The 19,000-nt window shown below is 64.9% G+C and carries 19 protein-coding genes and 1 pseudogene; 11 read left to right on the top strand and 9 right to left on the bottom strand.

Features of this window, described 5'->3' with window-relative positions:
- Window positions 1-1,128: pseudogene (locus VK533_RS11115) on the top strand (bifunctional uridylyltransferase/uridylyl-removing protein); the annotation flags it as partial.
- On the opposite strand, the gene VK533_RS11110 reads toward VK533_RS11115, so the two are convergent.
- From VK533_RS11110 to VK533_RS11100, 3 genes are read right to left on the bottom strand one after another with little or no spacing between them, the layout of a single operon-like run.
- On the bottom strand, window positions 1,125-1,457 hold the full coding sequence (locus tag VK533_RS11110; protein WP_324377584.1) for a 2Fe-2S iron-sulfur cluster-binding protein: 333 nt from the start codon (window positions 1,455-1,457) through the stop codon (window positions 1,125-1,127). The pseudogene VK533_RS11115 and the gene VK533_RS11110 overlap by 4 nt on opposite strands.
- On the bottom strand, window positions 1,454-2,566 hold the full coding sequence (locus VK533_RS11105) for a cysteine desulfurase family protein (protein ID WP_324377581.1): 1,113 nt from the start codon (window positions 2,564-2,566) through the stop codon (window positions 1,454-1,456). Before VK533_RS11105 ends, VK533_RS11110 begins: the two co-directional genes overlap by 4 nt.
- Window positions 2,563-3,606 (bottom strand): cysteine desulfurase family protein, encoded by a 1,044-nt coding sequence (locus VK533_RS11100; RefSeq protein WP_324377579.1) that lies wholly within the window; start codon window positions 3,604-3,606, stop codon window positions 2,563-2,565. Before VK533_RS11100 ends, VK533_RS11105 begins: the two co-directional genes overlap by 4 nt.
- Before the next feature lie 99 nt (window positions 3,607-3,705).
- Between VK533_RS11100 and VK533_RS11095 the strand changes: the two genes are divergently transcribed.
- Window positions 3,706-4,347: an alpha/beta hydrolase gene (locus VK533_RS11095; RefSeq protein WP_324377578.1), complete on the top strand. Its 642-nt coding sequence runs from the start codon at window positions 3,706-3,708 to the stop codon at window positions 4,345-4,347.
- Between the two features lie 88 nt (window positions 4,348-4,435).
- Complete coding sequence (gene pyk, locus VK533_RS11090) at window positions 4,436-5,896, top strand: pyruvate kinase (RefSeq protein ID WP_324377576.1); 1,461 nt, start codon at window positions 4,436-4,438, stop codon at window positions 5,894-5,896.
- Here the strand turns inward: pyk and VK533_RS11085 are convergent.
- Entirely contained in the window at window positions 5,893-7,257 is a 1,365-nt protein-coding gene (locus VK533_RS11085; protein ID WP_324377574.1) for a serine hydrolase domain-containing protein, read from the bottom strand. The two genes, pyk and VK533_RS11085, sit on opposite strands and share 4 nt — an antisense overlap.
- A 227-nt stretch (window positions 7,258-7,484) precedes the next feature.
- Window positions 7,485-7,610 (bottom strand): type B 50S ribosomal protein L36, encoded by a 126-nt coding sequence (gene ykgO, locus VK533_RS11080; protein WP_003046794.1) that lies wholly within the window; start codon window positions 7,608-7,610, stop codon window positions 7,485-7,487.
- Window positions 7,611-7,776: 166 nt separating this feature from the next.
- On the opposite strand from ykgO, the gene VK533_RS11075 reads away from it, so the two are divergent.
- From VK533_RS11075 to VK533_RS11055, 5 genes are all read left to right on the top strand, one after another.
- Complete coding sequence (locus VK533_RS11075) at window positions 7,777-8,355, top strand: DUF4136 domain-containing protein (protein WP_324377414.1); 579 nt, start codon at window positions 7,777-7,779, stop codon at window positions 8,353-8,355.
- Window positions 8,352-9,491 carry a M14 family metallopeptidase gene (locus tag VK533_RS11070; RefSeq protein WP_324377412.1) on the top strand — a complete coding sequence of 380 codons (1,140 nt, stop codon included), beginning with the start codon at window positions 8,352-8,354 and terminating at the stop codon, window positions 9,489-9,491. Before VK533_RS11075 ends, VK533_RS11070 begins: the two co-directional genes overlap by 4 nt.
- 26 nt (window positions 9,492-9,517) lie before the next feature.
- Window positions 9,518-10,438 carry a hypothetical protein gene (locus tag VK533_RS11065; RefSeq protein WP_324377410.1) on the top strand — a complete coding sequence of 307 codons (921 nt, stop codon included), beginning with the start codon at window positions 9,518-9,520 and terminating at the stop codon, window positions 10,436-10,438.
- A gap of 18 nt (window positions 10,439-10,456) precedes the next feature.
- Entirely contained in the window at window positions 10,457-11,275 is an 819-nt protein-coding gene (locus tag VK533_RS11060) for a heavy metal-binding domain-containing protein (protein WP_324377408.1), read from the top strand.
- 108 nt (window positions 11,276-11,383) lie between these two features.
- Window positions 11,384-13,171: a DUF885 domain-containing protein gene (locus VK533_RS11055; protein WP_324377406.1), complete on the top strand. Its 1,788-nt coding sequence runs from the start codon at window positions 11,384-11,386 to the stop codon at window positions 13,169-13,171.
- Window positions 13,172-13,177: 6 nt separating this feature from the next.
- On the opposite strand, the gene VK533_RS11050 is transcribed toward VK533_RS11055, so the two are convergent.
- On the bottom strand, window positions 13,178-15,229 hold the full coding sequence (locus tag VK533_RS11050; protein WP_324377404.1) for a M13 family metallopeptidase: 2,052 nt from the start codon (window positions 15,227-15,229) through the stop codon (window positions 13,178-13,180).
- 372 nt (window positions 15,230-15,601) lie between these two features.
- Between VK533_RS11050 and VK533_RS11045 the strand changes: the two genes are divergently transcribed.
- Window positions 15,602-16,534, top strand: a complete 933-nt coding sequence (locus tag VK533_RS11045; protein ID WP_324377402.1) for a hypothetical protein — start codon at window positions 15,602-15,604, stop codon at window positions 16,532-16,534.
- 6 nt (window positions 16,535-16,540) lie between these two features.
- Here the strand turns inward: VK533_RS11045 and VK533_RS11040 are convergent, their stop codons facing one another.
- The 3 genes from VK533_RS11040 to VK533_RS11030 all read right to left on the bottom strand — a co-directional run bounded on the left by VK533_RS11040 (window position 16,541) and on the right by VK533_RS11030 (window position 18,122).
- Window positions 16,541-16,903, bottom strand: a complete 363-nt coding sequence (locus VK533_RS11040) for a hypothetical protein (protein ID WP_324377400.1) — start codon at window positions 16,901-16,903, stop codon at window positions 16,541-16,543.
- Between the two features lie 24 nt (window positions 16,904-16,927).
- Window positions 16,928-17,704, bottom strand: coding sequence for a phosphoribosylaminoimidazolesuccinocarboxamide synthase (purC, locus tag VK533_RS11035; protein WP_324377397.1), 777 nt, complete (start codon window positions 17,702-17,704; stop codon window positions 16,928-16,930).
- Between the two features lie 268 nt (window positions 17,705-17,972).
- On the bottom strand, window positions 17,973-18,122 hold the full coding sequence (locus VK533_RS11030; protein WP_324377395.1) for a hypothetical protein: 150 nt from the start codon (window positions 18,120-18,122) through the stop codon (window positions 17,973-17,975).
- Between the two features lie 117 nt (window positions 18,123-18,239).
- Here VK533_RS11030 and VK533_RS11025 point away from each other — a divergent pair, with 117 nt between their 5' ends.
- Window positions 18,240-18,680: a LysR family transcriptional regulator gene (locus tag VK533_RS11025; RefSeq protein ID WP_324377393.1), complete on the top strand. Its 441-nt coding sequence runs from the start codon at window positions 18,240-18,242 to the stop codon at window positions 18,678-18,680.
- A gap of 15 nt (window positions 18,681-18,695) precedes the next feature.
- The coding region (locus tag VK533_RS11020; RefSeq protein WP_324377391.1) for a LysR substrate-binding domain-containing protein at window positions 18,696-19,000 on the top strand (305 nt) is incomplete at its 3' end.

Below are 19,000 nucleotides of genomic sequence, written 5' to 3'. Positions count from 1 at the left end.
GAGGTGGCGGAGAAGCTCTGTCCGCGCCTCGGCATGACCGCCGCCGAGACCGAGGCGGTCGCCTGGCTGGTACGCTATCACCTGCTGATGTCGGCGACCGCGTTCAAGCGCGACTTGGCCGATTTCAAGACGATCCTCGATTTCGCCGAGGTGGTGAAGAGCCCCGAGCGCCTACGGCTGCTGTTGCTCCTCACCATTGTCGACATCCGCGCGGTGGGGCCCGGCATCTGGAACGGCTGGAAGCGGCAATTGCTGACCGACCTGTACGACGCAGCCGAAGAAGTGCTCCGGCTCGGCCACAAGCAGCGCGGGCGTGGCGAGCGGATTTCGACCAAGCGGGAGGAGCTCGCGACCGCGCTCGATTGGAGCGAAGATCGCTTCGACAAATATGCCAAGCGCTTTCCGGACAGCTATTGGGTCGCGGAAAGCGTCGACGTGCTCGAACGCAATGCACGCCAGATCGCGACCGCCGACGCGGCGGACAAGGCGCTGGCGATCGTCGCGACCGCCGATGCACAGCGCGGCGCGACCCTCGTCACCATCTATGCCGGCGACCATCCCGGCCTGTTCTACCGGATCGCCGGCGCGATCCATTTGGCCGGCGGCAACATCATCGACGCGCGCATCTACACCACGCGCGACGGCATGGCGGTCGACAATTTCCTGGTGCAGGACCCGTTCGGGCAGGCGTTTGACGATCCGCACCGGCTCAAGCGCCTCGCCCAGTCGATCGAGGACGCGCTGATGGCGCGCAACCAGCTCGCCACCAAGCTCGCCGCGAAGCCCGCGCCGCGCACGCGCGCGCACGCCTTCGAAACCGTGCCTACCGTGCTGGTCGATAACAATGCGTCGAACCGCTACACCGTGGTCGAGATCAATGCGGGCGACCGGCCGGCCTTGCTCTATGCGCTGGCGCGCGCGCTGTTCCAGGCCAAGGTCACGATCCATTCGGCGCATATCGCCACCTATGGCGAGCGCGCGATCGACGTTTTCTATGTAACCGATCTGCTCGGCGACAAGATCGAGACGCCGGCGCGGTTGCGCACGCTGGAGCGGCTGCTGCTCGAGGCGGCGGGCGGCGAAGACCTGAGTGAGGACCGGCCGAAGGAAAAGAAGGCCGCGGCCTAGCGCCCCTGCATGTCGCGCGCTTCCGCGGGAACGCGCACGGTCAGGCTGCCCCAATCCTCCTGCAGCCAGATCTGGCAGGACAGGCGGCTTGTTCGGGTCACATGCGCCGCCAGATCGAGCAGATCGTCCTCGTCCGCGCTGGCCGCCGGCAATTTGTCGAAATCGGCCGGATCGACGATCACATGGCAGGTGGAACAGGCCATCTGGCCTTCGCACGTGCCTTCGAGCGGCTGGCCGTCCGCCTGCGCGACTTCGAGCAGCCTGTCGCCTGTCGTCGCCTCAACCTCGCGTACGGAATCGCCGTCGGCGGAAACGAACCTTACCCTCATGCCCACTCCAACTGACGCGCCGCCGCCTGATTGATAAGGCTGGCGGCCTGCTCGATTTCCTCTTGGGTCGTGTAGCGGCCAAAGCCAAGCCGGATCGACGATCGTGCTTCCACCTCGCTCAAACCCACGGCGCGCAGCACATGGCTCGGCCGCCCCGATCCACTCGCACAGGCCGATCCCGCCGAGAAAGCGACCTCGCGCACGTCCGAGATCAGGCGGTTGGCGTCGACACCGGCGCGCCGCAGATTGAGGTTGCCGACATAGCGCGAGAAGCGGTCGCCGTTGATCGTCCAATCCTCGAACAATCTGTCGGATATATCCGATAACTCTCTGATATGTTGCCTATCTCTATCGCGTCTCTGCTCGGCTAGCCGCGCCGCCGCGCCGAAGCCGGCGCAGAGCATCGGGCTCAATGTCCCGGATCGCAGCCCCTGTTGCTGCCCGCCGCCATGGATCAGCGGCGGCCAGTCCAATCCGTTGCGCAGCCAGAGCGCGCCGATCCCCTTGGGGCCGTGGAGCTTGTGCGCGGAGATGGCGGCGAGGTCGCAGACGTCGAGCGGCAGATCGACCCGCCCAAAGCCCTGGACCGCATCGCAGAAGAACAAGGCGCCTGCGTCGTGGGCGAGGCGGGCGAGGGCATTGATTGGCTGGATCACGCCGATCTCGTTATTGACCAACATCGCCGCCACCAAAGCGGTTTGGCCGTCAATCGCCGCCGCGGCGACGTCGAGGTCGACAAGCCCGTTGGCCAGCACGGGCAGCACGACCAGTTCGATGCCTCTTTGCGCGAGCCATTCGGCCGTATCGAGCACGCAGGCATGTTCGGTGGCGATCGTCACGATCTTGCGCCGTGGCGTGCGGGCTATCGCACCCTGCAGCGCCCAATTCGCCGCCTCGGTCGCGCCGGACGTGAAGATCAGCCGGCCATGGCCGTTCGCATCCCCCAGCGTGGCGGCGACCTGCGCGGTCGCGACCTCGATCGCGGCAGCGGCCTCGCGGCCGAGCCGGTGGGGCGAGTGCGGATTGCCGAACTTGTCGAGCCAGGGAAGCATCGCGTCGCGTGCTTCCGGCGCGAGCGGAGTGGTTGCCTGATAATCGAGATAGATCATGCCGCGCGCCGCCGTTCGGCCAGATCGCTCCAGATTTGGAGGAAGCGCTCGACCTCGGCCATCGTCGTTTGCGGGGCGATGCTGACGCGGATCACCTCGCGCGCCTGCTCCTCGGCCCAGCCCATCGCGGTCAGCACCTGGCTCGGCTTGAGCGTGCCCGACGAGCAGGCGCTGCCCGCCGACACGGCGATACCGGCCATGTCGAGTTCGATCAGCTGCGCCGCCGCCGCCAGACCCGGCAGGCGGTAGGAGGCGATTTCGAGCAGGCGCGGGGAGTGTTCGGCCACGATCGTGCCGCCGATCCGGCGTGCGCCCTCGTCCAGCCGATCACGCAGCCTGGTCAGGCTATCGCGTGATCCGCGCGCTTCCAGCGCAACAGCGAAGCCGATCGCCGCCGGCCCGTTCTCGGTCCCGCCACGATAGCCCTTTTCCTGACCTCCGATCGGAGCAAGCACCGCCAAATCCTTGACAAGCAAGGCGCCTATGCCGGGTGGTCCGCCCAATTTATGCGCTGAAACGACGATCAGGTCTGCATCGGGCAGCGGGATCTTTCCCGCCGATTGCGCTGCATCCGCTAGCCAGAGGCCACCTTTGGAACGGATCGCCGCCGCGATCTGGTCGAGTGGCTGGATCACACCGGTCTCGCTGTTGACCGTCTGGATCGCCAACAGCGTGCGTTCGGTTATGGTGTCGAGATCGACGATGCCGTCCGCGTCCACAGGGATCAGCTGGGAATCGGGCGCGGCGCGGCGGACGGAATCATGCTCGATCGCCGATACAGCTCTGGCCGTGAGCTTGGCGCGGCCCAGCGCCAGCGTCGCCGCCTCGGTAGCGCCCGACGTGAAGATCAGCTCATGCGCCCAGCCCAGAGCCCCCTTGATCCGCCCGCGCGCATCCTCCAGCGCGGCCTTGGCGGCGCGGCCTTCGGCATGCGGGGAGGAGGGGTTCGCCCAGCGCGCCATCGCTTCTGCCATCGCTGCGCGCGCTTCGGGCAGCACCGGCGTGGTCGCGGCATGATCGAGATAGATGCGGTCGGCCAAGCTGGTTCTTTCTCCGTGATTGCACCGCGGCGGGCCTTTTCTATATAGGCACGAGCCACGCGCACACCCAAGCGCCCCCAATCAAACCAAGCGAGACCGATGCCAGACGTCATTTTCCCCGGCCCCGAAGGCCGCCTCGAGGGCCGTTTCAGCCCCGGCCCGCGTCCGCGCGCACCCGTTGCGATGATCCTCCATCCGCACCCGCAAGCCGGGGGCACGATGAACAACCGCATCGTCCAGGCGATGTACCAGACCTTCGTGAGGCGCGGTTTCGCGACCTTGCGCTTCAATTTCCGGGGCGTCGGCAAAAGCCAGGGCGTGTTCGACAACGGTATCGGCGAATTGTCCGACGCCGCGAGCGCGCTCGACTGGGTCCAGTCGATCCATCCGGAAGCGCAGACCACCTGGATCGGCGGCGTCAGCTTCGGCGCGTGGATCGGCATGCAGCTGCTGATGCGCCGGCCCGAGATTAAGGGTTTCATCTCGGTCGCACCGCCGGCCAACCTCTATGATTTCACCTTCCTCGCACCGTGCCCGTCCTCGGGCATCATCATCCAGGGCGAGAATGACGAGGTGGCGACTCCGGGCGCGACCCAGAAGCTGGTCGACAAGCTGCGCACCCAACGCCACATCACGATCCATCACGACACCATCCCCGGCGCGAACCATTTCTTCGAACATGAAATGACCCAGCTGATGAAGTCGGTGGACGATTATCTGGATATGCGGCTCAAGGCGTAAGTTTCCCACAGGGTGGGCTATGTTTGGCTCGACTTTGCGGGACCGCCCCGCGTAGGGACGCGCTGACTCAAGTTAATGAGAGGTGCCCTTGCCCAACCAGTTTGCGCCGCGCAGCCGCAAGGTCCGCGTCCTCGCGACGCTCGGGCCCGCTTCGAGCTCGCCGGAGATGATCCGCAAGCTGTTCATGGCGGGTGCGGACGCGTTCCGCATCAACATGAGCCACGGCGCCCACGCCGATAAGGAGCCGCTGGTCAAGGCGATCCGCGCGCTCGAGAAGGAGCTGGGCCGCCCGAGCACGATCCTGTTCGATCTCCAGGGCCCCAAGCTGCGCGTCGGCAAGTTCGAGGAGGGCAAGGTCTTCCTCGAGACCGGCCAGACCTTCGTGCTCGACCGCGATTCCACGCCGGGCAATGCCGACCGCGTCGAACTGCCGCACAAGGAAATCTTCGCCGCGCTCGAAATTGGTGCGCGCTTGCTGCTCGACGACGGCAAATTGGTGCTGCGCGTGTCGGGTGTCGAGAAGGACCGGATCGAGACTTTGGTCGAGGTCGGCGGCGCTCTATCCAACAGCAAGGGCTTGAACGTACCCGACGTGGTCGTGCCGATGGCGGCACTGACCAAGAAGGACCGCATCGATCTGGCGTTCGCGGTCGAGCAGGGGGCGGACTGGATTGCTTTGTCCTTCGTCCAGCGGCCGGAGGACGTCGCCGAGGCGCGCCGTCTGATCGGCGGAAAGGCGGCGGTGCTCGCCAAGATCGAGAAGCCCGCCGCGGTCGAACGGCTCGAGGAAATCCTGGAGTTGGCCGACGCGGTGATGGTCGCGCGCGGCGATCTCGGCGTCGAATTGCCGCCGCAGCAGGTGCCGCTCGTCCAGAAGCAGATCGTCGAGACCGCGCGCCGCATGGGTCGCCCGGTCGTGGTCGCGACGCAGATGCTCGAATCGATGATCGTCTCGCCGAGCCCGACCCGCGCCGAAGTGTCCGATGTCGCCACCGCCATCTATGACGGCGCCGATGCGATCATGCTGTCGGCAGAGAGCGCCGCCGGTGCGTGGCCCGAAGAATCGGTGTCGATGATGGATCGCATCGCGATCGCGGTCGAGAACGACCCCGGTTACAAGGCGCGGCTCCACTTCACGCAGACCTTGCCCGATCCCACCACCGCCGACGCCTTGTCCGAAGCGGCGAAGGAGATCGCCGAGACGATTTCGGCCGCCGCGATCATCTGCTTCACCAATTCGGGTGCGTCCGCCCGCCGTATCGCGCGCGACCGACCGTCAGTGCCTTTGCTCGTGCTGACGCCCAACGAGCAGACCGCGCGCCGTCTCGGCCTGTTGTGGGGCGCGCATGCGGTGATCACCAAGGACGTCTCCAATTTCGAGGAGATGGTCGCGAAATCGAAGCGCATGGCGCTTCGTCACGGCATCGCCAAATCGGGCGAGAAGATCATCATCATGGCCGGCGTCCCGTTCGGCACGCCGGGTTCGACCAATATGCTCCACGTCCAGCGCCTGACCGGCAAGGAGCTGGAAGGGCATAATTCGGACTAGTCTGCCGGATAGACGGTGAACTGCTCGATCCGGCCGTTGGGGCCGGGTTCGGCGCGCAGGACGATCGTCAGCTTCTTGGTCCCGTAATCCAGCGTGTAGACCTCGGCGGTGAATCCGCCGCGCAGGCTGGAGGATTTACGCGTGAAGCTCTTAGGCTCGCCCAGCGCCGCGAGGCTGGTGCGGTAATCGGCGAGCGCCTGGGCCGTAAAATAATAATTGCCGTTGGCGGTGAATTGGGCGCGGTCGATCTTGCCCGCGCGCAGGCCTTCGAACACGTTGCGCGCGCGGCCAACATCGCCATTGTCGGCGAATATTATGTCCTCGATCGCGTCGGCGATGCTGGTCTGGGCGTTTCCGAAATCGGCATTGTCGAGCACGACGATCGCGGCATGATCGTCGGGGTAGATGCGGTTTTGGGAGAGATAGCCGACCGCTTCGCCGCCATGGCTGATGCGGCGGTGACCCTTCCTGACGTCGACATCGACGCCCAGGCCGTAATCGGTGCCCGCGCCATTGGTCAGCAGCACCTCGGTCTGCTGCTCGCGATAGCTGGCCGTCTTGAGGATGGTCTGGTCGATCACCGAAATGTCGTAACGCGCGAGATCCGACGCGCTCATCGCCAGTTCGCCCGCGGCATAGAGCCAGCCCGGCGCGGCCTGCTTCTCAACCAGCACCGGCCCGGCCGCATAGCGATGATAACCGAGCGGATCGGCGTCGATCAGGCCGATATCCTGATCGACCGGGTGCATGCCGAGCCGGTCGAACATCCGCAGCTTGAGGAAATCGAGCAGGGGCATGCCCGCCACCTTCTCGACGATCTGGCCGGCGATGACATAGCCCGTGTTCGAATATTGCCAGCGCGTGCCCGGATCGAAATCGAGCGGCGTCCTAGCCCATTTGTCGAGGATATGCGCCGGCGTGGTCGGCTCCGCCATGTCGGCAAAGGAGAAATCCTGTGGCCAGTAGTCGCGATAGCCCGACGTGTGCGACAACAATTGCCGCAATTTGATCTCGTTGGCGCGGGTCAGGCCGGGCAGATATTTGGAGACGGGATCGTCGAGCGAGAGCTTGCCGTCCTCCGCCAGCAACAGCATCGCCTGGGCGGTGAATTGCTTGGAGATGGACGCGATCTTGTAGCGCGCCTCGGCCCGCGCCGGCGCGCCCGCGCGCTGCAGCCCGTAAGCGTGCGCGTAGACGATCGCGCCATCCTCCACGACCGCGATCGAGACCGCGGGCACACCGGTGGTCTTGAGCGTCTTCTGCGCGGCGGCATCGATCGCGCCGATCTGCGCGGTAGAGAGCGGGGCGGCGATCGCGCCGGTCGAGAGGAAAGAGGTGGCGCACAGAAGGGCAAGACGCATCTGAGTCTCCTTTGCCGATGAGCCTGTCTCAGCCGAATCTTCAGCGCAAACGAAAACCCAAAGCCGTCATTGCGAGCGCAGCGAAGCAATCCAGTACGCGCCCATAGACAAGCCCGGATTGCTTCGCCGCTTCGCGGCTCGCAATGACGATGGAAAGGCTCAAGCGTACAAACGAAAACGGCCGCGCTTTCGCGCGGCCGCTTCATCATCCCCGCTCGGGGAAAGGCTTAGCCCTGACGCGCCTTGAAGCGGCGGTTGGTCTTGTTGATGACATAGGTGCGGCCGCGACGGCGGATCACGCGGTTGTCCCGATGACGGTCCTTGAGCGACTTCAAAGAATTACGGATCTTCACGGGGAAACCCTGCCTATCTATCCAAAAGCTGCGGAAAAGTTGGCGCTCCCTATGGTCAGAGGCGCTTCAAGTCAACCCGCACGGTGCCATTTTACCTTGTTCAGCGCCCATGCAGCGAAATCGTTGCTCTAGCGTTGCAATCGCTCAAGACGGAGGAAAACGGACGATGCGCAAGCTGGCTATCGCAATGCTGGGGGCCGCGACCCTGGCAGGCTGCACGACCGGGCCGAGCACGCAGGTCACGCGCTTTCACCTCAATCAGCCGATCGCGACCGGGCAGATCAGCGTCGAGCCGATGATTGCCGCCGATCATGGCAGCCCCGAATTCCAGACCTATGCCAGCATCGTCGGGGCAGAACTCGCGCGGATCGGCTTCACCGAGGCGCCCGGCCTCGCCAAGTCGGAACAGGTGGCGGTGATCCAGGTCGATCGCGCCTTCTTCGACGGCCCGCCGCGCTCGTCCTTCTCGATCGGAATCGGCGGCGGCAGTTATGGCTATCACGGCGGCGCTGGCGGCAGCGTCGGCACGACCATCGCCGGCAAGCCCACGCAAAATGTCTCGACCCGCTTGATCGTGCAGATCAAGCGCCGTTCGGACGGCACCACCATCTGGGAAGGCCGCGCCGAGACGGCGGCGCGCTTCGGTACGCCCGATTCGCAGCCGGACGCCGCCGTGCACCGTCTGGCGTCAGCGGTTTTCCAGGGCTTCCCCGGGGTTTCGGGCCGCACTATCACGGTGAAATGACAGCCCACATTTCGGCCGCCTTCGACAGCGGCAATATCCGTGTCCTCAAGCAGGATGGAAACCGATTCGATCTGGAGATCGTCAAGGATCACCAGTCGGATTTCTTCCAATGGTTCCACTTCCGCCTGCTTGGCGCGAAGGGGCGCGAGGTCGAGCTTCGCATCCTCAACGCCGGCGGCTCGGCCTATCCCTTGGGCTGGCCGGGCTATTCGGCGCGCTGGTCGGAGGATCGCGAGGATTGGCGCCTGGCCGACACCAGCTATGACGGCAAGGTCCTGACGATCCGCCACAAGGCCGACAGCGATACTCTGTGGTTCGCTTATTTCGCGCCTTATTCGATGGAGCGGCACCATGATCTGGTCGCGACCATCGCGGGCATTCCGGACGTCGCTTACGAATCGCTCGGACAGACGCTCGACGGGCAGGAAATGGACTGCCTCCATATCGGCGAAGGCAAATTGCAGGTGTGGCTCTACGCCCGCCAGCATCCCGGCGAGAGCATGGCCGAATGGTGGATGGAAGGCGCGCTCGGCCGCCTGACCGATCCCGCCGATCCGGTCGCACGCGTGCTGCGGCGTGAGGCGACCTTCCACGTCGTGCCCAACATGAACCCGGACGGGTCGAAGCGCGGCCATCTGCGCACCAATGCGGCCGGCGTGAACCTCAACCGCGAATGGCACGAGCCCACGGCCGAGCGCAGCCCGGAAGTGCTGTGCGTGCGCAACAAGATGGACGAAACCGGCGTCGATTTCGCGATGGACGTCCATGGCGACGAGGCGATTCCCTACGTCTTCCTCGCCGGTTTCGAGGGCATCCCCAACTGGACCGACCGCCAGGGCGAACTCTACGCGCTCTTCCGCGAGACGCTGGCGCGGCGCTCGCCCGACTTCCAGATCGAGCATGGCTATGCGGTGGCGGGGCCGGGCAGCGCCAATCTGACCATGTCGACCAACCAGCTCGCCAATCGCTTCGGCGCGGTCGCGATGACGCTGGAAATGCCGTTCAAGGACAATGACGCGCTCGCGGATCCCGAGTTTGGCTGGTCGCCCGAACGCTGCATGCGGATGGGCGAGGATTGCCTGGGTGCGCTCCACGAAATGATCGGGGAACTGGCGGCGGCGAAAGGCCAGGGCTAACGTCCGCTTCGAAGGGAGTTTCGTCAGTGGCCTTGTCCAACCGCAACGCTCCCCAGCAAAGCGCCGCAGCGCAGGCGCGCGACCGCGACTGGGAAGCCGCGCTGGCGGAAGGCCGGCTACCGCAGCCCGTGCTCGAACGCCTCGCCGATGCGCGCGCGGGCCGCACGCCCTGGGTCGCGACGATGACGCCCGCCGAATTGCTCACGATCCGCAGCCATGGCTGCCGGCCGATCGCGACCGTATCGGGCACCTGCTGGTATAATTTCGGCTTCAGCTGGACCGAGGGCCATGCCGAAGGCTGGGCCTATGCGCTCGACCGCATAAGGCAGGAGGCGTTCGCGGCGGGCGCCAATGCGGTGGTCGACGTGCAGATGCGCACGATCCGCCATCGCTTCGGACCGAGCATGGACTTCACGTTGCTCGGCACCGCGATCCGCGTCGACGGCCTGCCGCCGAGCGCGGATCCGGTGATCGCTACCGTGCCCGCGCTCGAATTCGTGCAATTGCTCGAAATGGGGATCGTCCCGACCGGGATCGCGGTCGGCGCGCGCTACGAATGGCTTGGCGGCGGCTTCGGCAGTGGCTGGGGCAATGGTTGGGGCGGCCGGATGACGCAGATGCAATCGAGCGTCTTCGCGGGCAACCAGCCGTTGACCGAGCTTGGCCAGTTCTGGGAAAGCATTCGCCGCGACGCGCATGCGGATCTGCGCGCGCATACCGCGACGATGGGCAATGGCGTGCTCGCGCACACCAATTTCGGCCAGATCATCCGCCAGGAACGCGACAAGCAGCCGCCCGCCTATCTCGGCCGCCATATCGTGATCGGCACCGTCGTCGGGCGCCGACGTCCCGCACGGGATCGAGATGGTGCTCGACATGCGCGACAGCGACATACTGAGCGAGGCGCGCGGCCACCGCCACAACGTCTATTCGCACGATCTGGGTGAAGGGGAGGGGCCGATCTGATGGCCGACGAACAATCTATTCCGCAGCACGCGCTGGCACGGCTCAAGGGGCTGCGCAGCCAGGGTCATCCCGACGGCGTCTTCACCTCCGATTTCTCGGTCAACGAATTCCTGCTGGTGCGAAAGGCCGGGTTCGAGCCGGTTGGCCTCTGCGTCGGCTCGTGCATCTACCATCTCGGCTTTCAGTTCGCGGGCTGGGGTTCGAACGTCGAACTCGAGCAGCTCAGCCTCGCCATGTACGAGGCGCGCGCGCTGGCGATGGAGCGGATGCGGCTCGAGGCCGCCAATATGGGCGCGGACGGGATCGTCGGCGTGCGGCTGACGGTCAAGCGGCTCGAATGGGACAGCAAGATCCTCGAATTCGTCGCGATCGGCACCGGCATCGTCCACGCCAAGGGTCATCAGGGCTTCAAGGGCCCGAGCGGCCAGCCTTTCACCTCGGCGCTTTCAGGTCAGGATTTCTGGACCTTGCTCAGTGCCGGCTATCGCCCGCTCGAAATGGTGATGGGCAGCTGCGTCTATCACGTCGCGCGGCGCGGCATGTTCGCGACGTTGGGTGCGGTCGGGCAGAATGTGGAGCTCGGCAATTTCAGCCTCGCGCTCTACGAAGCGCGCGAGATCGCGATGGAGCGGATGCAGCTCGAAGCGAGCAAGGCGGGCGCCGAAGGCGTGGTCGGCGCCGATCTGCACGAAGGCAGCCATAACTGGTCGAGCCATGTGATCGAATTCTTCGCGATCGGCACCGCCGTGGTCCCGATTGAGGGCCATCAGGCGGACGACATCCCCGATCCCAAGCTGGTTTTGTCGGTAAACAGCTAGGTGTAGTCCTTCGTCACCTCGGACTTGTTCCGGGGTCCACCAAGAGGCAAGGAAGCGCGCGCGGCACGGTGGATGCCGGAGCAAGTCCGGCATGACGGGAAGTTATTGATGCGTCTTGTTTCGTTCGCTGCCCTGATCGCTCTGGCGGTTCCTGCCGTCGCCCAACCCGTGGCCTCGCCGCAGGAACATGCCCGCCTGTTCGCCTTGTTCCAGGCGAGCGACGAGGCGGAGCTCAAGCGCAATCCGATCGAGGCGCTCAGCCGCGGCGACATGCGTTATGCCGACCGCATCGGCGATCCGTTCAGCGACGCGCATTACGATGCGGAGCGCGCGGCGGCGGCGCACGACCTCGTCGCGTTGCGCGGGATCGACCGGTCGAAGCTCGATGAGACCGATCAGATCGCCTACGACACATTCGAATGGCAGACGCGCGAAAATCTGCGCCTGCTCACCGACAAGCCGTTGCTGCTGTCGCTGCAGGTCCGCCCGATCGACCATTTCTTCGGTATCCACCTCTGGTACCCCGATATCGCCTCGGGCAAGGGCGCGGCGCCGTTCGGGACGGTCGCGGACTATGACAACAACCTCAAGCGCAACGCCCAATATGCGGCGCTGCTCGACGAAAGCATCGCGCGTTTCCGCCAGGGAATGCAGCTCAATATCGTCCAGCCGCGCCTGACGATCCGCAACGTTGTCGATCAGCTCAATGCGCAGATCGGGCAGGGGGTCGAGAATTCGACCTTCTACGGGCCCGTCCGCCAATTCCCGGCCGGCATATCGGCCGCCGAACAGAAGCGCCTGCGCGATGCCTACGCCGCCCAGATCAAGACTGTGGTGATCCCGGCCGAAACGCGGCTCAGGAACTTTCTCAAGACCGAATATCTGCCCGCCGCGCGGCCGACGATCGGCCTTTCCAAGATGAAAGGCGGTATCAAGGTTTACGAATATCTGATTGAATCCAATACAACCCTGCCGCTGACGGCGGAGGATGTACACCAGCTTGGCCTGAACGAGGTGACGCGCATCCGGCGCGAGCTGGCCGAGCAGCAGAAGATCGTCGGCTTCAAGGGCAGCCCGAAATTATTCTTCGCTTTCCTGCGCTCCAGCCCGCGCTTCCAGCCCAAGAGCGCGATCGCGCTGCGCGACGGCTATCTCGCGATCAAGGCCAAGGTCGAGCAGCGCATTCCGGAGCAGTTCGCGACCATCCCGAAGACGCCGCTCGAGATCCGCCCGGTGCCGGCTTACCAGGAGAAGACCGCCGCCGGCGGCTCCTACAATCCCGGCACCGCCGACGGCACGCGACCGGGTGTCTTCTATTATAACAGCTACGATCTGCCTTCGCGGTTGACGTGGGAGATGGAGACGCTCTTCCTCCACGAAGGCGAGCCCGGCCACCATTTCCAGATCAGCCTCGCGCAGGAGAATGCGCGCCTGCCCAATTTTATGCGCTACGGCGGCAATACCGCCTTCCAGGAGGGCTGGGCGCTCTATTCGGAGAGCCTGTGGCGCCAATTGGGGATGGAGAGCGATCCCTGGCAGCGGATCGGCGGGCTCAATGACGAGATGCTGCGCGCGATGCGGCTGGTCGTCGACAGCGGCATCCATGCTTATGGCTGGAGCCGCGCCCGCTCGATCCAGTACATGCTCGACAATTCACCCGAGAGCGTGACCGACGCCACCGCCGAGGTCGATCGCTACATCGCCATTCCGGGCCAGGCGCTGGCCTACAAGGTCGGCCAGATCACGATCACCAACTGCAAGATACGCGCGATGCAGGCCTTGGGGCCGAAATTCGACGCCAAGGCTTTCCACACGCAGTTGCTCAACACCGGCGCGTTGCCGATGACCGTGCTCGAAAAGAAGATCGACACCTGGATCGCCAGCCAGAAAGGCTGAGCTGCCTCACCAGATGCGCGCGCGTTTCTCCGGCGGAATGTAGAGCGCGTCGCCCGGCTTGATGCCGAAGGCGGCGTACCAGCCGTCGATATTGCGCACGACGCCGTTCACGCGGAACTTGCGATAGGAATGCGGGTCGCTTGCGGTCTGCTTGCGGATCGCCTCGGGCCGCATCTTGCCCGCCCACGCCTGCGCCCAGCCGAGGAAGACGCGCTGATCGCCGGTGATGCCGTCGATCACTGGCGCGGGCTTGCCATGCAGAGAGGCATGATAGGCGTCGAGCGCGATCGACAGCCCGCCGAGATCGGCAAGATTCTCGCCCATCGTCAGGTTGGGGTTGATGTGCATGCCCGGCACCGGCTCATAGGTCGCATATTGATCGCCCAGCACCTTGGCGCGCGCCTGGAAGGCGGCGGCATCTGCCGGCGTCCACCAGTCGCGCAGCGCGCCGGTCGCGTCGATATGGCGGCCCTGATCGTCGAAGCCGTGCGTCATCTCATGCCCGATCACGCCGCCGATCGCGCCGTAATTGAGCGCCGGATCGGCGGCCGCGTCGAAGATCGGGGCCTGGAGGATACCGGCCGGGAAAACGATGTCGCGCAGCGAGCCGTTATAGGCGTCGTTGGTCTGCGGCGTCATGATCCAGTCGGTGCGGTCGACCGGGCCGTCGCTGCGCCCGAGCTGGAACGCCCATTCGCCCGCCGCCGCCGCGCGCACGTCGCCGACGATGTCGTCGCGGCTGATCGCGACGTTGGAATAATCGCGGGGCTTGTCTGGGTAGCCGACCTTGATCGTATAGGTGTCGAGCTTCTTGAGCGCTTCGACCTTGGTCGCAGCGCCCATCCAGTCGAGCTTCTCGATCCGATGGCGGAAGGCGATCTTCAGATTGGCGACCAGCGCCTCGACCTGGGCCTTGGTCGCGGCCGGGAAATAACGCTCGGAGAATAATTGCCCGACGCCCCAGTCGAGCGTGCCGAAACAGCTCGCGGGCTCGGCGCCGCAATCGCCGCCGCCCACCGCGACGATGCCGCGCTTCCAGCGTTCCTTCTGTGTCGCCCGGCCCTCGAGCACATGGCCGTGCAGTTCGAAATAGGGATCGGCGAAGGCGTGGCTGAGATAGGGTGCAGTGGCATCCGTCGCGCGGAACGCCATCCAGGCCTTGAGCGTGTCGACCGGCGTTTCCGCGATCAGTTTCGCCATCGCCGGGAAGGCGGTATTGGTGGTGACGATCAGGCTCTTCTTGCCCGCCAGCCCCGCGCTCTGGAGATAGGCCTGCCAGTCGAACCCGGGCGCAAAAGCGGCGAGTTCGGCCGGCGTCATCGGATTATATTGGGTGGTCGGATCGCGCTGCTGGACCTTGGTCCAGCTCAGTTCGGCGAGTTTGGTCTCGAACGCCATCACCGCGTCGGCTTTGGCGTTCGCATCGGGCCAGCCGGTCAGCTTGAGCAGGGTCGCGACGTAGGTCCGCATCGCGGCACGCTGCGCGGCGAAATCGGGGGTGAGATAATAATCGCGGTCGGGCAGCAGATAGCCGCCCGCGCCGAGATAGACCGCATAATGATCCGGATCCTTCTGATCGAGGTCGATCCAATAGCCGAACGGCGCGGGATAGAAGCCATAGCGCCCCATCAGGCTGGCCAGCGCGGCGCGATCGGGCGCAGCCTTGATCGCATCCAGTTCGGGCGCGATCGGCTTGGCACCGGCAGCCTCGATCGCGGCCTCGTTCATGAAGGCGGCATACATCGCGCCGACCTTGCCTTTCACATTGCCCGGCTCCGCGCCGACGCCTTTGGCAGCGTCTTCGAGCAAAGCATGGAGATTGGCTTCGTTGCGCTTGGTGATGTCGAAGCGCTTGCCCGCCGAAATTTCGTCCGCGGGTATCTCCAGCCGTGCGAGATAGGCGCCGTTCGAATATTGGAAGAAGTCGTCGCCCGGCTTGGTGGTCTTGTCGGGTGCGGTCAGATCGAGCCCGAACGGCGGATAGACTGGCGTTGCGGCGAAGGATGCACTGGCGACAAGCGCGGTGGCGGCGGCGAACGTCGCCCGACGGAATTTCATGATGCCCATCCCCGAATTCAGATTGAGTCTGGGGTCGATCTAGCACGACGTCCGCGCGCGCGTCGCTAGCCGGAAGGGACGAAGGGCCAGCTCCGCGTGACAAACGGCACGCCTCGATCGCTGCGGCAGAGGGCCGGTCGACTGAATAGCGCATCGTTGCTGCCGTTTTGCAAAATCGCCCCGGCGCATTAAACTCGAACGGGGTACATGAATCCGGCGGCAGTCCGGCATCTTTCACGATTTTTCGGAGGGTGACCCATGCGCCGACGTGACCTGCTGCAAACCGCTTTTGGCGCCGCGACCGCAATCCTGTTGGAGCAGAATTGCGCGGGCGCTGCCTTGTCCGCACGCGACGATGCGCGCCCGCGCGCGATGACCGTGCGCGGATGGGTCGACGCGGGCGATTTGGGTGTGACGCTTGCGCACGAGCATGCGCTGGCCAATTTCCAGTCCTACCAGGAATGGGCAAGTCACCCTCTGGCCTATGATCGCGGCGCGGTGATGACCGTCGTTCTGCCCCGGCTGCGCCGTCTTCGCGCCTTGGGATGCCGCACATTCGTTGATGCGACAGCCGTGGGCCTTGGGCGTGATCCGGTCCTGTTACGCAGCCTGTCCGAACGGAGCGGCCTCAATATACTGACCGTGACCGGCAATTATGCGGCGTTCAACAACACGCACCTGCCGCCCTGGGTGTTCACCGACAGTGACGACGCGCTGGCACGGCGCTGGATCGAGGAGTTCGCGCACGGCATTGATGGGTCGGGCGTGCGTCCCGGCTTCATCAAACTTGGGTTCAACGGCGGCCCACTCAGCGATGTGGAGCGCAAGCTGATCCGGGCCGGCGCCATTGCGCATCGCGAGACCGGTCTCACCATCGGCGCGCATACCGGTCCTGCGGCATCGGCGTTCGAGCAGATGGCTGTGCTGGACCAGGAGGGCGTGCGCCTGTCGGCCTGGATCTGGATCCATGCGCAAAACGAGAAGGACGTCGGCCGGCATATCGAAGCGGCGCGGCGGGGCGCGTGGGTCGAGTTTGACGGTATCGATCCGGACACGATCGATTCGCATGCCGCGCTCGTCACCCGGATGCGGGACGAAGGCCTGCTGGATCATGTGCTGATCTCGCAGGATGCAGGCTGGTACAATGTCGGCCAGGACAGCGGCGGTGCCGCCCGCAGCTACGAAACGCTTTTCACGCGTTTCCTGCCGGCCCTGCGCTCTAGGGGATTCACGGCCGGCGAGATCGACACGCTCATCGTCCGTAATCCGGCGAAGGCATTCGCGGTGGCGGTGCGCACCGCTTGACAGGGTTTAAATGGAATCCTCGGAAGGCCGCAGCACGCAGATCGCGCTGCCGTCGCCATTGGGAAGGATGATCGGTTCGCCCTGCTTCATCAGCGTTATGTCGCGCACCAGCTTGGCAGGCGCGCTGCTCAGCGTCAGCACGCGCGGACCGCGTTCATATTTGACTTTATGCTTGTTGAGCACCGCCGCCGCCTCGTCGAGCGAATGGGCGGGGCCGAGATCGCGCAAGGTCGAACGATCGAGCGGGGCATCGATCGCGATCGCATCGCAATCGAACTGGGCGGAGGTCTGGCCGATCGCCCTTGGCTTGGCTGCAGCGGGGGCGGCCAGGCTGGCGAGGAGCAATCCAACAGTCAGGAATTTCACCATGCCACTACAACTCCCGATCGAGCGTTACTTTCCCCGATTCTTGCGATGCTCGGCCATGTCGAGCACAATCGTGTCGCCTTCGGGCAAAAGGCCCAGGCGGCGCGCGATTTCCTGATAGGCTTCGGCTTCTCCGCCCAGATCCTGGCGGAAGCGATCCTTGTCGAGCTTTTCGCCGCTGACCATGTCCCACAGGCGGCAGCCGTCGGGGCTGATCTCGTCGGCGAGAATGACGCGGGCGTAATCATTTTCCCACAGCCGGCCGAACTCGAGCTTGAAGTCGACCAGGCGGATGCCGACGCCTGCGAACAGGCCGGTCATGAAGTCGTTCACGCGGATCGCCATGTCGGCGATGTCGTGCATCTCGTCCTGGCTGGCCCAGCCGAAACAGGCGATATGCTCCTCGCTCACCAGCGGATCGCCGAGCGCGTCGTCCTTGTAATAATATTCGATGATCGTGCGCGGCAGCTGGGTACCTTCCTCGATGCCGAGGCGCTTGGCGAGGCTGCCGGCGGCGACGTTGCGGATCACGACCTCGATCGGGATAATCTCGACCTGGCGGATGAGTTGCTCGCGCATGTTGAGGCGGCGGATGAAGTGGGTAGGCACGCCGATATTGGCGAGCAAGGTGAAAACATGCTCGGAAATGCGGTTGTTGAGCACACCCTTGCCGCTGATCGTGCCCTTTTTCTGGGCGTTGAACGCGGTCGCGTCGTCCTTGAAATATTGGATGAGCGTGCCGGGCTCCGGACCCTCGTAGAGGATCTTGGCCTTGCCTTCGTAAATCTGGCGGCGGCGGGACAATGCAGTCTCCCAAAGGACCGAAATGAGAAGCGCCCCGGACGCGGCCTAAGACGCGACGGGGCGGGTCAATGGGATATAGCCCAGCTAACCTCCAACCGCAACGCGAAGGGATGCGCGTTTATGGCCGGCTTCTCTGTGCCCGTGCCGTCTGGAGCCTGATCGTTATCGGTGAAAGCACTATGCGCTTTCGCTGATGGCGTGAATCGGGCTCACTCAAATGGTCGGGACCTTGATTCACGACCCAGGCGCAGCCTGGATCGATCAAGGTCTAGCGGCAACGGCCGATCCGGGGACATTCGTTGGCGGGCCAGGCACGATGCGCGCCCCACCAGCCGACGAAGCGATCGGTGGCGGCAAGCATTTCGACGAGGCGCTCGAAGAAGCCAGGCGTCGGGGTGGGGGATTCGCTGCTGGACATGACGACCTCCTTTTTGCGGCGATCAGGCTGCCGCTGCCTGTCCCAAATGGGCGCATCGGCGCCCGCATGCCAATCGAAGCTTGCATATCATTCACAAGGAGAGCTTATGATTTCGGGATGCGCCAGCTTCCGCCCTTGGCCGCCGTCCGTGTGTTCGAGGCCGCCGCGCGCCATATGAACTTTACCGCCGCCGCCGCCGAATTGGGCATGACGCAGGCGGCGGTCAGCTATCAGGTCAAGTTATTGGAAGAGAGGCTCGGCGTGGCTTTGTTCCGGCGCGACGGGCGCGGCGTCCAGCTTACGCCCGCCGGCGAGCGCGCGGCGCCGCAGGTGGCCCGCGGCTTCGACGCGCTCGACGCTGCGTTCGCGCGGCTGCGCAGCGAGAACGAATCGACGATGGTGGTTTCTACCACCCAGACTTTCGCCAACACGTGGCTGGCCTGGCGGCTGGGCGGCTTCCAGATGGCGAATCCCGGCATGGCGGTGCGCTTGCTGGCCGAGGACAAGCTGACCGACTTCGCGCGCGACGAGGTCGATGTCGTGGTCCGCGCCGGGTGAGGCCCCTGGCCGGGGTTGGCGCAACATCTGCTGTTCCAGGTCTATTTCACGCCGATGTGCAGCCCCGATTTCCTGGCCCGTCACGGCGGCCATATCGCGCCCGAAGCCATGCTCGGCCTGCCGATGATCAGCCCCAACGATCCCTGGTGGCCGCACTGGCTGCGCGAGGCAGGCGTCGAGGTGGACGAAAACGAGATCCGCCCTGGTATCCGGCTCGATGTCCAGGCGCATGAAGGGCACGCGGCGATCGCGGGGCAGGGGATCGCGATGCTGACGCCCTTTCTGTGGCGCAACGACCTCGCCGACGGTCGGCTCGTGCG

Source organism: Sphingomonas sp., assembly GCF_035317925.1.
Taxonomy (GTDB): Bacteria; Pseudomonadota; Alphaproteobacteria; order Sphingomonadales; family Sphingomonadaceae; genus Sphingomonas_I.
The sequence above is the reverse complement of the archived record's forward strand: the minus strand, read 5'-3'. Positions and strand labels throughout refer to the sequence as shown.

Bases quoted from the DNA above. Each gene is read 5' to 3' on its own strand.
- VK533_RS11050 (WP_324377404.1), bottom strand. From the start codon at position 15,229: ATGAAATTCCGTCGGGCGACGTTCGCCGCCGCCACCGCGCTTGTCGCC.
- VK533_RS11060 (WP_324377408.1), top strand. From the start codon at position 10,457: ATGGCCGACGAACAATCTATTCCGCAGCACGCGCTGGCACGGCTCAAG.
- VK533_RS11105 (WP_324377581.1), bottom strand. From the start codon at position 2,566: ATGATCTATCTCGATTATCAGGCAACCACTCCGCTCGCGCCGGAAGCA.
- VK533_RS11040 (WP_324377400.1), bottom strand. From the start codon at position 16,903: ATGGTGAAATTCCTGACTGTTGGATTGCTCCTCGCCAGCCTGGCCGCC.
- VK533_RS11075 (WP_324377414.1), top strand. From the start codon at position 7,777: ATGCGCAAGCTGGCTATCGCAATGCTGGGGGCCGCGACCCTGGCAGGC.
- VK533_RS11085 (WP_324377574.1), bottom strand. From the start codon at position 7,257: ATGCGTCTTGCCCTTCTGTGCGCCACCTCTTTCCTCTCGACCGGCGCG.
- VK533_RS11030 (WP_324377395.1), bottom strand. From the start codon at position 18,122: ATGTCCAGCAGCGAATCCCCCACCCCGACGCCTGGCTTCTTCGAGCGC.
- VK533_RS11055 (WP_324377406.1), top strand. From the start codon at position 11,384: ATGCGTCTTGTTTCGTTCGCTGCCCTGATCGCTCTGGCGGTTCCTGCC.
- VK533_RS11045 (WP_324377402.1), top strand. From the start codon at position 15,602: ATGACCGTGCGCGGATGGGTCGACGCGGGCGATTTGGGTGTGACGCTT.
- VK533_RS11025 (WP_324377393.1), top strand. From the start codon at position 18,240: ATGCGCCAGCTTCCGCCCTTGGCCGCCGTCCGTGTGTTCGAGGCCGCC.
- VK533_RS11070 (WP_324377412.1), top strand. From the start codon at position 8,352: ATGACAGCCCACATTTCGGCCGCCTTCGACAGCGGCAATATCCGTGTC.
- VK533_RS11095 (WP_324377578.1), top strand. From the start codon at position 3,706: ATGCCAGACGTCATTTTCCCCGGCCCCGAAGGCCGCCTCGAGGGCCGT.
- VK533_RS11110 (WP_324377584.1), bottom strand. From the start codon at position 1,457: ATGAGGGTAAGGTTCGTTTCCGCCGACGGCGATTCCGTACGCGAGGTT.